The 14584-nt window shown below is 56.4% G+C and carries 9 protein-coding genes; all 9 read right to left on the bottom strand.

Annotation, left to right across the window (positions count from 1 at the left end):
- Positions 1–6: 6 nt before the first annotated feature.
- A complete protein-coding gene (locus tag AC6ESO_RS07990; protein WP_497090918.1) occupies positions 7–894 on the bottom strand; it encodes a carbohydrate ABC transporter permease in 888 nt (295 codons plus the stop codon).
- A gap of 21 nt (positions 895–915) precedes the next feature.
- Positions 916–1815 carry an ABC transporter permease gene (locus AC6ESO_RS07995; RefSeq protein WP_497090919.1) on the bottom strand — a complete coding sequence of 300 codons (900 nt, stop codon included), beginning with the start codon at positions 1813–1815 and terminating at the stop codon, positions 916–918.
- Positions 1816–1888: 73 nt separating this feature from the next.
- Positions 1889–3667: a type 2 periplasmic-binding domain-containing protein gene (locus AC6ESO_RS08000; RefSeq protein WP_497090920.1), complete on the bottom strand. Its 1779-nt coding sequence runs from the start codon at positions 3665–3667 to the stop codon at positions 1889–1891.
- 111 nt (positions 3668–3778) lie between these two features.
- Entirely contained in the window at positions 3779–5455 is a 1677-nt protein-coding gene (locus AC6ESO_RS08005) for a response regulator (protein WP_497090921.1), read from the bottom strand.
- Positions 5456–5459: 4 nt separating this feature from the next.
- A complete protein-coding gene (locus AC6ESO_RS08010) occupies positions 5460–7262 on the bottom strand; it encodes a sensor histidine kinase (protein ID WP_497090922.1) in 1803 nt (600 codons plus the stop codon).
- 192 nt (positions 7263–7454) lie between these two features.
- Positions 7455–9605 (bottom strand): alpha-galactosidase, encoded by a 2151-nt coding sequence (locus AC6ESO_RS08015; RefSeq protein WP_497090923.1) that lies wholly within the window; start codon positions 9603–9605, stop codon positions 7455–7457.
- 55 nt (positions 9606–9660) lie between these two features.
- Entirely contained in the window at positions 9661–12135 is a 2475-nt protein-coding gene (locus tag AC6ESO_RS08020; RefSeq protein WP_497090924.1) for a glycoside hydrolase family 2 TIM barrel-domain containing protein, read from the bottom strand.
- A gap of 33 nt (positions 12136–12168) precedes the next feature.
- The gene (locus AC6ESO_RS08025) at positions 12169–13326 is read right to left on the bottom strand and encodes a right-handed parallel beta-helix repeat-containing protein (protein ID WP_497090925.1); all 1158 of its coding nucleotides are present in this window, start codon (positions 13324–13326) and stop codon (positions 12169–12171) included.
- Between the two features lie 49 nt (positions 13327–13375).
- The gene (locus AC6ESO_RS08030) at positions 13376–14566 is read right to left on the bottom strand and encodes a glycoside hydrolase family 88 protein (protein WP_497090926.1); all 1191 of its coding nucleotides are present in this window, start codon (positions 14564–14566) and stop codon (positions 13376–13378) included.
- Positions 14567–14584 lie beyond the last annotated feature (18 nt).

A 14584-nucleotide genomic window follows, 5' to 3' on the forward strand; every position in this document is an offset into this window, starting at 1 on the left:
AACACCTTACTCCTTGACGCTTCCAAGCGTCATGCCGCTCATGAAGTACCGCTGAAGGAACGGATAGACGCACAGCACGGGCACCATGCCGAGGAAAATTTGGGCCGCGCGCACCGAGCGATCGTTCAACTGCGATAACAATAGAATCATAGAAGGGTCGGATATGGAAGACATATCCATCCGGACGACAATGGTCTGTAAGTAGCTGGCAAGCGGATAGTGGATCGGATCGTTCATATAGATGAGCCCATTGAACCATTCATTCCAGTGCATGACGATCGCGAACAGCGTTACCGTTGCAATCGACGGCAGCGAGAGCGGCACGATAATGCGCCAGAGCGTCTGCCAATGTCCGGCGCCGTCCATGAACGCCGACTCCGACAGCTCCTTCGGCAAGCCTCTGAAGAAGTTGAGCATCAGAATGACATTGAATACCGGAAGCGCCCCAGGGAGCACAAGCGCCCAGATACTGTCCAGCATATGCAAATTACGGACAACCATATAAGACGGAATTAATCCGCCGGAGAACAGCATCGTGAAGACGAAGAACCAGGCATATCCTGTCCGGAACTTCAAATTCGCCGCTTCCTTGGACAGCGGATAGGCCGTAAGCATCGTTAACAGCATGTTAATGGAGACGCCAAGCGCCACGCGCTTTGCCGATATGCCCATCGAGATCAAGAACTCATGCTTCTTCGCAACAAACTCGTACGCCTTCATAGTGAAATCGACCGGCCATAAGGTAACTTTGCCCGCTTCGATCGCGGCGGCGGAGCTTAAGGAAACGGAGAAGACGTTAACCAAAGGCAGAAGACATATAAGAGACAAGACCGCAAGCAAAGTATAGTTGAAACCTACGAACAGCTTGCGACTCCATGAGTAGGGTTGAATCATAACAATCCTCCTTGCGACTTATCAGAAGATACGATAATTTGCGAAACGGTAGGCCGCGAGATAAGACAACGAAATGAGGATGAGCGAGATTACCGACTTGAACAGTCCGATGGCGGTCGCCACTCCATATTGGGCACTGGCCAGTCCGATCCGGTAAACGTAAGTGTCGAGAATGTCGCCGGTTGAATAGACGGATGGGCTGTACAGGTTGAAGACTTGGTCGAAGCCGGCGTTCAGAACGTTGCCGAGCGCGAGCGTTGTAAGCAAAATCGTGATCGGTATGATCGCGGGAATCGTTACGTAAAGCGTTTGTTGGAAGCGGTTAGCCCCATCCAGGACGGCGGCTTCGTACAGCGACGGATTTACTGCGGTAATGGCAGCCAGGTAGACAATCGTTCCGAAACCGAATTCCTTCAATACATCGGTTCCCGCCAGCACGTAAGGGAACCATTTATCGTTACCGAGGAAGAACACTTTATCGAACCCCAGCCACGAGAGGAACTGATTCACGATCCCGGATGTCGGAGAGAGCACATCCAGCAAGATGCCGGCCATAATGACCCAAGACAGGAAGTGCGGCATGTAGACGATCGTTTGGACGGTGCGCTTGAAGTACTTGATCCTGATCTCATTCAGTAGAAGCGCGGTGAAGAGCGGCGCGACCAAGCCGCCGACGATTTTCATGAATGCGATGAATACCGTATTCCATAGAACTTCCCTAGTTTCGGACAAATGGTAGATATACTTGAAATGTTCGAGTCCGACCCATTGGGAGCGAAAGATCCCTTTAACCGGAATAAAATTCTCGAATGCGATGACGAGGCCGACCATCGGGCCATAGCTGAATATCAGCGCAATAATCAGACCCGGAACCAGCATCAGATGCAGCGGCCATTCCAATCCCCAATTTCTGCGGCTCAATCGATTCCCCTCCTGCCATGATACAAAGAAAGGATAGCGGCTAGCGGTTAGCCCCTACCCCCTCTCATACGTCTTATCGAATCTGACCGCTTGCGTTGACTTCGTCGAGAATCTCCTGACCGCCGGATTTCAGCCAGTTTGCCGCCCACTCGTCGAAGTAGTCGAGCGGCTTGGAGCCCATGATGATTGAGGTGATCATCTTGACTTCTTCGTCGCGAAGCGAAGGACCTTTGGCGATCATCGTCGTCGTCGGATTGCCTACATACACCGATTGGAAGACCTGGTTATTGTCGCTGTACTGGCCTAAGAGGTTGAATACCCCGTCAGCGGCCCACAGTTTGTTCGCAGCCCACATGCTTTTGTCGCCGGCTTCGAATTTAGCCACCTGATCGTAATATTGCTTCTGCTCGTCGTTCAGCGCGGACGTGTCGCCGGATTCCTTAGCGGCTTGAACCGCGGCAGCCGCCTTCGGATTGTTGCCCGGCATGCCTCCGCGGACCGGCGAAAGACCGAAGACGCCGAAGTCCTTGCCGTCTACCGTAACCGTGTGATAATTTTTGTCGAAATGTCCGTAGAGCTTTTCAATATACGTGTTCAACATCAAGATAGGAGCTTCCGGATGCTCGGCCTTCTTGCTTACGACAAAGAAGCGCGATGGCAATCCGGTCATGCTTTGCGAGAGAGCCGGCTTATCGTCGGACGATACGAGCGGATAGATGCCCCAATCCGCGCCGGGAACGTCTTTGTACATATTGTTGATCGGCCACGTCGGCACCCAGAAGGCGCCGAACGTCAGGCCGACTTTGCCGGATGTGACGAGCTCTGCGGACTTCATGCCGTCGATGACGCTGAATTCCGGATAGATTGCGCCTTGCTTGAACAGGTCGGCCAGCTTGCCGAGAGCCGTCTTCACTTCCGGCTGGGTGTCGGCCCACTGTGCCTTGCCGTCCGCGCCTTTGATAAAGTTCAGACTCGTAGCCGAGCCCTTGGTCGGATTAAACGGATACGCGTGGTAGCCGTTGAAGAAGCCGTCAAGACCGGACCAGCCGTTGAACAGGTTTAAATCGAGGCTTAATCCGTACGTATCGTTCTTGCCGTTCTTGTCCGGATCGTTCTTCGTGAACGCCAAGGCGATATTGACGACATCCTCCATCGTCTTCGGCGGCTGAAGCCCCAGATTTTCCAGCCAGTCTTTGCGAATATAAATGAGTTGGGTATCGGTGATATCTCCGCCGTCTGCCGGAATACCCATGAGTTTGCCGTCCATCGTCGCCGCTTTGAGCCGCAGTCCGTTGTTTACTTCCATCGAGCCCTTCGTCAGATCGGAAGCGTACGTGTTATAGGCATCGGTCAAATCGGCGATCGTGCCGGCTTCCACGAGGATCTGGAACTGCTGAGCGTCGACTTCCATGAAGTCCGGCATATCGCCGGATGCCATCGTTACGGCAACCTTGTTCTGATACTGCGCATCGTTTACTTTCCAGAGGTTCTTCAAATTAATGCCAAGGTCTTCTTGGAATGTCTTGATCCAAATGTTGGAGTCGAGCGAATCGCCGGGCGGCATCTCTGCGGCCGAATTGACCGAGCGTACCGTCGTGACTTCGATCGGCGGATCGTATTTGCCGGTCGGGCCGTCCGGAGTGGTTGCTGCCTGGCTTGCGTTTGCGTTTTTGCTTGCATTGTCGCTTGCATTGTCGCTTGCACTTGCGTTTGCACTTGCGTTTGGCGAATTACTGGCATTGGAAGCTGTGTTGTTTTTGTTGTTGTCGCTGCATGCTGTAACCGTAACCATGATAAGCAGTAATGAAAGTATTGCCGAGCCTTTTACTTTTGCTTTCATTTTTGTCGACATCAGCTGCTTTCCTCCCCTATAGCCTGCATCAAAATGTGGTACGCTTTTATTATGCAGTCAGCATGGCGCCTCGAATATAATAAACCGATTACATTCCTTATCCTTTTATATCTACTTCAGCGAATCGCGGTATTCCTGAGGGGTCAGCAACGTTGCTTTTTTGAATAAACGGGTAAAATAGGACGCTGAATCATACCCGATCCGCATGCCGACCTCATGAATCTTAAGCGTGCTCTCGCCGAGCAGCCGCTTCGCTTTATCGATTCTCGTCCTCGTGGTGTAGTCGCTGATGTTATGGCCCGTCTTCTGTTTATACAATCTTGAGAGGTAAAAAGGCGTCAAGAAGACGTGCTCGGCAAGACGGTTCAGCGACAGATCCCCATCGATGTTCTTCTCCACGTACCGATGAATCTGCTCAACGACTTCGCTCGTCTCTTGCTCGTTTCCGCCATCCATGCGTTCGAACAACAAATCCGCCAGCTCGCGGAAAAAGTCGGAAGCTTCCCTCCACGAACGATGCTCTCGGATCGAGAACAGCTTGCCCGAGATAGCCTGTCCGTCAACTGCGCCCAGCGCCTCGAACCGATTCAGATGCGGGATGAAGATCGCGGCCAGCTCGTAGAAAACCTCGAGCGGCAAGCCCGCCTCCAGCGTCGCCGACTCGCCTACGGCTTCCGAAATCCCGTCGAACAGCTGCTCGAATTTCGCCCGTTCCTTCTGCATCAAGTACTGGTCAAGCAGCCGGATGCGCTTGACCTTGCTTCGCGCTTCCTCATCTCCGCTTGACTTCGCCCGGTCGTCCGACAGCAGCATCTGGCTGCCGAGTCCAAGCCCGCGGCCGAACAACTGCGACAGCCGCTCGTATTTGGAGGCGAGCGCGTCCCATTCGAACGGCTCGCTGGAGACGACGAATGAGCACGCGAGCTTCAAGTAATGGCTGCAGGCGGTTTGCACGGATTCGAGCATCCCAAGCAAGTAAGCGTGTAGGGCGGCTTCCGGATTGGAATCCGCGACGGAGCTTGCGTGCAGCTGCGGTTTACCGGCGATCGCTTGACGATACCCCGACTCCGCCTTCGGCTGCAGCAGCCAGATCAGCCGTTCGTGATCGCCTCTGAAGTGCGTCAATTCGAATTCCTGCGCGAAAAACTCTTCGAAGATGTTATTGATCGAATAGGCGAACAGCACTTTATCGCCTCCCGTCGCATCCTCGCGCCATCGGTCGATCCGGACAACGGCCATGACGACCGGCAAGTCGGGGTCGAGCGGCACTTCGAACTGCGCGAATCGCTCTTTTCGGACGGCGAACGATGAGGCTTCCCCTTCCAGCAAACCGGTCAAATACTCCTTGCGCAGCGCCGGCAGCGCCAGCTTAAGCGACGAACGAGCGCTCTCGATCAGCCCTTCGTAGGTCACTTCCTCGGCAATGACGCGAATGGCCTTCTCGACCGAGGAGATGATCGAATCGTCTCCTTCCGTCTTCAGGACGTAATCGATCGCTCCCCCGCGGATCGACGACTGGATATAGTCGAACTCGTTGTAGCCGGTCAGGAAAATCGACTTGCAGCGCGGCCAGAGACGCAGCACCTCCTTCTGCAGCTCGATGCCGTTCATCTCCGGCATCTCGATATCCGTCAGCAGAATGTCGATGCGCAGCTTCCTCGCGATCGCGTACGCTTCCATGCCATCGAACGCCTGATAGACCTCCAATGGATACTCGGACTGCAGGAATAGCTCGCTTAAACCTTCGACGATGATCGGCTCATCGTCAACGATCAACAGACGGTACATGCTGTCACTCTCCTCTCGCGTCATTGGTATCTGATGGTTCCGCGGCTTTGCCCAAGGACTGGGGCATCGGCAGCCTCAGCGTCGCTTTCATGCCGCCCATTTCGCCGCGGGCGACGGAAACGCCGTACTCGCCGCCGAACCGGATTTTCAAGCGGCGGTGAACGTTCAGCATGCCGGTGTACTCCATATCCGCCTTCTGATTCACTAGATTCGCTTCGATCGACTGTAGGTCGGCGTTCGTCAGCTTCTCGCCGTTATCCTCGACCGACATGAGCAATTTGCCATCCTGCTCGATCATCGTCACGGCGATTCTGCCGTCCCTGCGTTTGGTTTCAAGCCCGTATTGGTACGCATTCTCGATGAACGGCTGCAGGATGAGCCGCGGAACCCGCATGTCGCCGCAACCTGCGGGCAGTTCGCCGAATTCGACGGTAATGCGGCTCTTGGCGAAGCGGATATTCTGAATTTCCACATAGGTGCGAGAGTGTTTAATTTCCGCATCGAGCGGCACATCATCGGAGCCGTTGCGAGTAATATACTGAAAGTATTCGCCGAGGTGCTGGCTGAACTGGATGACGCTGTCATTATCGTTCATCTTCGCCAAGCGGTATAAAATAAAATAAGTGTTGTACAAGAAGTGCGGATTGATCTGCGACTGCAATTGCTTCAGCTCCGATGTCTGGGCGCGCAGCTTCTGCTCGTACACTTCATGAATCAGCACCTTCAGATTGTCCGTCATCATGTTGAACCGTTGGAACAAGTAGAGGAACTCATCGCGCGTCTTCGGCAGCGGCATCGGCTCCATCATCCCCGCCTCCACCTTGCGGAATCCGGTGATCATCCGATGCAGAGGCTTGCGAATGAGCTGATACAGCCAGTAAGAGTAAGCGACGATAAAGACGAGCGAGACGAACGACAGCAGCCATAGCAGCATGCGGTATTTGTCGATCGGTCCGAGCATTTCGTCCGCCGGCACGTAGGCGATCAGATAGTAACCGAACGTAGGCGAGCGTTTATAGGCGACAAAATAAGAGCTGTTTCCCGCCGAGATTTGCTTATAGTCTTCGTCGACGCTGTTCTCGGGACGGTTTTTCAAGTAATCCGAAAGTTCTTTCTTAAGTCCTTCGTCTGCTTGGTTGCCCAAGATCCAGCCGTTCTGTGGATTGACCAGCATCGCTCCCGCATTCTTGTAGTCGGAGAAGTTCTGCAGCGACTGCTTCATCATCTCCTGGTTGATCTCGATCGAGAGCGCGAATGTTTCCTTCATATTCGGCAGATCGGAGCCGGGATAGGCGATCGCCATGAACAGCCGGTCTTTCCAGAAATAATTGCCGACGCCCCGGAGTTTGGATACGGTAGCGACAGCCTCATATTCGGGATTAATCGTGTCGCTGATCGTTTCGTCGCTCGATATCGTTCGCTTCAGCGTCAGAATGTGAGCGCTTACGTTCTTGATGTAGAGGCTTGAGTTCTTGATCAGCTGCAGCTTTTCCTGGATGCGCTGCACCGTTTCCGTCCATACTCCGATCGTCATCGTATTGCTGATAAATGTGGCGTGTTGGATATCTTTGTCAATCGCGTATTGCTGCAGCAGCCCTTTCATCAGCTCATTTTCGACCTCGAGCGAGTTGAGGTAGAAATCGACCTTCGACTTGAGCGATTTCGACAGTTCCTCGCGGACGCTCTTCTCGCCCAGCTGGTTCATCCCGAGACCGATGCCGTAGATCGGAGCGACCACAAGCAGGAATGCAATGATCAGCTTCGGAAAAATCGTCAATCTCCACTGTCGTTTCCGAAAAATTTTCATTTCGAGCCGTTTCTCCTCTCCGAAGTCGAGCAATCGTATTATCGTAAGTCAGTCCCATCACCTAATTATAAAGCGCTTTCGACAGGAATACACCCATTTTTCTCCATATATCTCCATTTCCAAGCATTCGAAGCTTCCTTAATGAACATGACGAAGGGGCTGCCGCATGGTCAGCCCCTTCGTCATGTTCATTTATTTTCTTACTAACAGAACGCCGACGATCTCATTCAGATCATTATCGCTTATGCATAAAGTTACTTTTCCGCTATGAACGGAAGTCGAAACCTTTGTCGATTCGCCCTCATCGGTATGACGGAATTCGACGGCTTCGAAAGCTCCCTCAATGGTAAGAGTGCCGGACGCAAACGGGATACAGGCCAGCTGGGAGCAATGTAATATATCCTTATCGTCTTGAGCGATAAGCGCCCACTCTCCCGTGAATCGGATACCCGACACTTGCTGAAAAGCCTTCTCGTCGCTTGACGGATGTCGTAATGCGAGGGCGGTTACCCTGTCTCGGCCCGTATGCGATTCCACCCGTCCCCATGATCGGATGACCGGCTCGCGGCTCACATCTCCGAAATCGGCGTCCAGCCATAATGGCGTCCATCCGCTTCCGCGCCTGCGCCACTTGTCGAGCGCAAGCCAGCGGAGCCGCTGCGAGGCGGTCATCGCCTTGCCGGTACGATCGGTAGCTCCGAGCGTCAAGCCGTTGGTGCCGACAACGGCCGTGTTGAGCAAAATCCGCTCCAACGTGTCCCAATAATAGCCTGTCGACGTATTGATCAACATGCCGCGGCGCGCCGCGAGTGCCGACCACATGCAGCGCTGATTGTGCCCAAGAGCCTCGTACTCCGCGCTGTCTCCGGCGTCGCCCAGATCATCGATATTGATCACGTCGAAATAATCGTGAAGCAAGGGATGCAGCCCATAATAAATAATCGTGATATCCGGCTTTGCTTCCTTTGCCGCGCCCGTAATGATCTTGAGCAGTTCCGAGCAAAGCCGTTCTCCCCGGAATTCCGGAGAACGCGGCACGCTTACGTCCGGCCCGGGCAAGCCATAGCCGAAATCCAGCTTCAGCGCTGCGGGATTCAACCGGCTGACGATGGACCGGGTCCGTTCCGTTAGAAAAGACCTGGTCCGCTCCGAGCTGGGATCCAAGCAGTAATGATAGGACTGGCCGTATATCGGATCGCCCGACCAGCGCCAGAGCCTCGGCTTCCCGTCCGCTCCGCAGAGCAGATCCCTATCGGTCAGACCGAACGCCTCAGGCTGGTCAATCCAGCCGATAGACTGCCATACTGCAATTTCGAAGCCCGCTGCCTGCATGTGCGCAATATCTCGGTCAAACTCCGGAAACCGGTTATAGTCCGGAATTCCGCTGCTGTCGCAAGTCTCCCAGTATTCGTCGAGTACGATCATATCGGCGGGAGCCGATCGGGAAATCCGTTCTGTAATGGCCCTCAGATTAAACTGCCCTTCCTTAAAATCGCCCCATGTACAAACAAACGATTTCGCATGAGTGGACGATTTAGGACCGTTGACCGGAAAGGACTGATACAGCCGGTCGTAGGCCTCGAATCCGTTCGCCCCCCAGGCAAGTCTGAGCGGCTCGCCCCATCTTCGATGGAGCAGGTCAGGCGCTTCCCACAAATCCTCCCTGTATAAATACTGCATACAAGCGGTGGCGGACTTTAACTGCATCGATAGCGCCGCATCCGGAATCTCTCCGGGTCCCAGCGACATCCATCCGTTACCGCCTCCCATCGCCGCGGCATACAGCGGCCTCGGGTAAGCAGCCGCATAAGACGTCCCCATCGCATCGCCAAAGCTGCCAAGAGGCAGCAGGGCATCGCCCATATCGAAAAAACGCCAAAAGCTGCGCGTCGGATTCGTGCCTGCGCACGGCAAGCAGTACCCTTCCGCCTTCCAGTTCGGCCAGAAAGGCTTGGTCAGCGATGGCGCGGCCCTGCGCTGCATGTCCGTCATTCGTTTAGTTCCGAAATAGAGCGCTACGATAGAGGCCGGCTGATGCCATACCACTTCCAGACCGGCAAATCGGATTCCCCATGCCTCGGTAATCACCTGAAGGGAGCCTCTGCCAAACTCGCCGAATTCAAGCGCGATCTCATAGCGAGAATCCGAAAGCGCTGACACATTCGAGGCAATCGCATCCGTATATGAAGTCAGTCCGTTTGCATCCGCCAACTCAAAAGAAGGAAGCAGACTTCCCTGCCACACGATGCGACCGTCCCGTTCGAGTACGGCCTGGTCCTGATCGGTTTTCCAACAAAACAACATCTGCTCCGCAGCGACTTGAACGTCCGGTAATTGTTTCACCTTATCCTCCCATTTCATATCGCGTTCGTATCTTTTTATATTGAATGGCGGCAGCTTAATCCGGCTTGACGCAAGGCAACGTCCAGCTCGCGGCAGCCAGCCCCGGAGCCGATGCCACAATGGCAATCGCTCCCGGATCCCGTCCCGCCCGCACGATAGCAGCGGCGATTCCGCGGTAGGCATGGCAGCTCGCGGAACGGTAGCTCTCGCTGCTCGTCGCGTCCGCCGAGTAAACGCCGAGCAGGCTGCCGCTGCCTTGTACCGTGACGGAGATCGAATGTGCGGCGTCAGGTACAAGTTGGCCATCCTTGTCGACGACAAGGATGCGCAGCTCCGCGAAGTCCCTTCCGTCCGCGGTCAAGCGTTCAGCGTCGCAGCTCAGTTCCAGCCGTACCGCGCTTCCTGCGGTGACCAGTTGGTCCTCGCATACGCGCTGCCCTTCGCTCAGGCCGACTGCAACGAGCGTTCCGGGAACATAATCGACGTCCAGCTCCATCGCGCGGTAACCTTCCGTATCCTTCGCCAATACCCCGAGCGAGCGTCCGTTCAGGAACAGTTCCGCCTCGTCGCAGTTGGTGAAGACGTATACCGTCTTGCGCGCGCCTTCGTTCCAGTTCCAATGAAACTGCGCATTCATGTAGGCTAACGCTTCACTGGCAGCGGGAACGGGCTGCTTGACGGCAAGCCGAACGAACGGCTCTTCGCTCCAGATGCTACGGCGGTAGTGATACTCCCCTCGCGCCGTGCCGACCGAATCGATAAGCCCGAACGCCCAGCCGCGGCGGCCTCCTGCGAGTGCGGAAATATCGAACGTATTGCCCAAAGCGGAGTCTTCGCCGAGCACATCGGCGCCTTCTCCCAAATAATCGATGCCGACCCACAGGAACTGTCCGATGACGTAGCGATGCTGCATAATGCGCTTCCAGTGCTCCGGCTCGAATTCAGTCTCCGAACCGAGCAGCGCAAGGTCCGGACGCTCGGCGTGAATGCGTTCGTAGTACGCGTCGCCTTCCCGGCTGGCTACATAGTTATATCCCGGCACGTCCACCAAATCCATGATGCCTTCTCGCAAGCTCAGCAGGTGATTGCCTTCCGCGCATACGGTTACGGGCCGGCTGTCGTCCTCCTTCTTGCAAATCTCGACCATTCTGCGCAAGAGGGGGATTCCCTCGTCGAAGTAGAGATCCGGAATCTCGTTGCCCACGCTCCACATGATGACGCTCGGATGGTTGCGGTCTCGCTGAACCATCGCCCGAAGGTCGGTCTCGTACCATTGGTCGAAATAGAGCGAATACCCGTAGGTATTCTTGCCGTACGGCGAGTCCGAATAGCCGCGGTCCCAGCCTAACCGCCATTCGTCGAACGCTTCGTCCATGACCATCATGCCGAGGAAATCGCACGCATGATAAAATTCCGTCGGGAAAGGATGATGCGATGTGCGGACCGCGTTGCACCCGGCTTCCTTCAGCATGGCCAGCCTGCTCGCCCAAGTACGCGTCTGAACCGCACCGCCGAATATCGCTGCGTCCTGGTGCAAGCAGACGCCTTTGATTATCGTCTCGATTCCGTTCAGTTCGAAGCCCTCGGCGCTAAACGATAACGTGCGAATGCCGAGCGGGGTCAGCACGTCGTCCGCCGGCTCATCCTCGACGAACAGCACGGAGCGGACCCGGTACAGGTTCGGCTGGCCCGGACTCCAAAGATCGGGTTCCAGGACGCGCAGCCGCTGCTCGAACCGATGTTTGCCGAACTGCGGCACGATCGTCTCCGCCTCGGCTACGGCGACCTCGCGGCCTTCCGGATCGAGGATCGTCGTTCGCAGTCGGCAGCTTTTGCTGATTTCGTTATTGTCCGCCATTCCCTTCCCTTGCCAGACGAAAGCGTTCCATTTCGTCTCGGGATAACGCCCTACGGAGATGTTCGTTGCGACTGAAATTGAGGCGCCCTCCGAGTCGATGGACTCCGTTCTTGCGACCACGCCCCATACGTCAATGTGCAAGTGGGCGGTGACGATCAACTGCACGCGGCGGAACAGCCCGTTTCCTTGATAGGATCTGCCGAACGGCTGCAGAGAAGCATCCACTTTGACCGCAAGGACATTCTCCTCCCCGGCGGGGCGAAGATGAGGCGTAAGATCATGCCAGAATGGCGTAAATGCGTAGGGATGCGTCCCGAGGCAGCGGCCGTTCACCCACACCTCGGCGTTCATCGCGGCTCCGTCGAACATCAGGTAACGTTTCCCGCCGGCATGCCGATGCGGAGAAGCGAACGGCAATCGGTACCACAAGATGCCCGAGCGAACGTACCCGTTCGCCGGATAAGCGGCGTCGAAATCCGATTCCGCCGAATCGTCGTGCGGAAGCTGCACGATCCGCCAAGCCGAGTCGTCATAGCCGGCCGCTTGCGCGCCGGAAGCGTCTCCCGCATGGAAGCGCCAATTTTCCTCCAAGGATGCAATGCTGCGGTAATCGGTGCCTTCAAGCATCCGCTCCACATACGAGATGGTAGATTCGATTCTTCTATTTGTCATGTTCCAATGACTCCTTCGCGCGGTCTCTTAAAACTACTCTCGATGCGCCGGGAAGCGATCTGCGCCATCCGCCAGCCAGATGTCCCCCGTCTGCCGGCCCGCTCCCGTATCGCGGATAAGATTATCCTTCAGTTCATTGTCGATGGACCCGGCATTCACGAAGAATCCGAATCCGTCGTTGTCCTCGATCACGTTGCGGAGCCACTTGTTGCGGTTCGCCCCGTTGGACGCGTTCTCCGGGCGAAAATAGACGCCGCTATTCCCATTGCCGCGAATGACATTGTCGGCGAACCGGTTATCGGAGTCCTTATGTCCGATGGAGATGCCCGACACGGCGTTATGTTCCAGCACGTTGCGCTCGAACTCGCCTAACTGGACGCGCCAGCAGATGAACAGCCCCGCTGTGCCGTTGCCGATGCAAGTATTATCCTTGACGCGCGAGGAATGCGAACCTGCGCCGGGGTGCAGCCCCGATCCTGTGCAGCCGCGTACGTCGCAGTGCAGCACCGAGATATGCTCGGTAATCTGCCAGCTAATGCCATCGCCATTGAAGTCGCGCACGAAGACGCGCTCGATCATGCAGTCGCGCGCCTTCTTCAGATAGATCCCGCCTGCTCGGCAGCCTCCGATCGGCTCGTTAGCCGCCTTGTTGCCATCGATTGCAAGGTCGCGCACGCGAACCTGCTCGACATCCACCGCCTCGATGATTGAGCAGGCGTTCGTTGCCATGCCGCCGTCGTCCGCGCGGTAATCGCGCTCAAGATGCCGGTCGAAGCGCAGCACCTTGCCATCCACCGCTGTAATGATCGCCGTGCTTTCATCCCAGCCCCATTTTTGCGACTCGTCGAATAGTTGCAGCCCCATCCCGGCGCGGAAGCCGCTGGCATCCTCCACCTCCACGCGCAACTCCCCGTAGTCGGCGTCGACGATGAACGGGCTCTTGAAGCCGTCCGTCTTACGCAGAACCGTCTCCGGTCCGGCGCCGGCCAGCGTGACCCGATCCGTCAGGCGAATCGGTCCGTACACGTCATAAACGCCTTGATCCAACCGCACAATGCCCCCGCCGCGGCTGGTCGCTTTATCTACCGCCAGCTGAATGGCCATCGACGTAAAGCCCGGATAGTCGCTTTGCGAACCTCCCGCAGTCACTTCGATCATGCGATTGCGCAGTATCGGATCTCTCAGTCCCATCTCTCTCATCCTCTCGCTTTCCTCGTTATACAATCACCGGTATCGTCGCTTACCAGAATAGCTCCTTGCGTCCCCGCAGCTTCGCGAGCGCTTCTACGAAGAAATAATCGCCATAGATCAGTGATTCATCGACATATACACCACGCGAGTAGTAACCGGTTGCATGTCTCAGCAGGCCTTCATGCTCGTCGCCCCATTCCGCATAGCGGTCGCACAGCGACTGGACGATCCGCTCGGCCGATGTCCGGCACCAATTGGCGTCTTCGAATCCCGCTCCTCCGTCCACATTCAGCAGCTCCGCCAACTCCAGCAAACCGGACGCCGCGATCGCCGCCGCGGACGAATCTCTCGGCATCGGCTCCCGGCCCTCTTCCGGCAGGAAGAAGTCCCAGTACGGAACGGCGTCTTCCGGCAACCGCGAGACGAAGAACCGAGCAACCCGCAGCGCGGCTTCGCGATAGCGGTTCTCGCCCGTGTACCGATAGCTGAGCGCGAAGCCGTACAGCGCCCAAGAAGCTCCGCGCGCCCAAGCGGAATCCGCCGCATAGCCTTGCCCGGCCAGCGACTCGACCGGCGCTCCGGTGTCCGGATCGTAGCGGACAATATGGCAGACCGAGTCGTCTGGACGAAGAAAATCGCGCAGGACGGAATCGGCGTGCCGGATCGCGATGTGCTTGTAGCGCGGATCCTTGATCTCCCGTCCGGCCCAATGCAGCAGCGGCAAATTCATCAGACAGTCGATGATCGCCCAGCCGGTATGGTCTTCTTCGTCCCAATTCGGCCAGGCGCGGATGAACTCGCCCTGCGGATTGTACCGTCCGGCAAGGAGGTTGGCCGCGATGAGCGCATGCCGCTTCGCGTCCGCATCTCCCCCGCGCCCTGACGCTTCAGCCAGTTTATACTGGGCAACGCTGCTCAAGCTGAACATGAAGCCGACGTCGTGATGCAGCAAGTCGTAGGTCTGCAGCGTCTCCGCAAGCTGCCGCTCGCACGCTTCTGCGACGCGTCGCAGCTCCTCATCGCCGTTCTCGCGGTACGCAAGCCACAGCAGCCCCGGCCAGAAGCCGGCGACCCAGTCGTGCGCCGGTCCCCTGACGTACCGTCCGTTTTTCGTTCCGTTCGGAAAGGCGGCTCCAATCGTCGGAGCGCTCCGGCCTATTTTTGCTTCCGCCCGGCTCCAAGCCTCTTCTACCCAGCCCAACTCCCGTTCCAAGCCGTGATGCAACTTATACTCCGTCATGCTTCCACCCCTCCCGAA

The organism is Paenibacillus rhizoryzae (assembly GCF_059686995.1).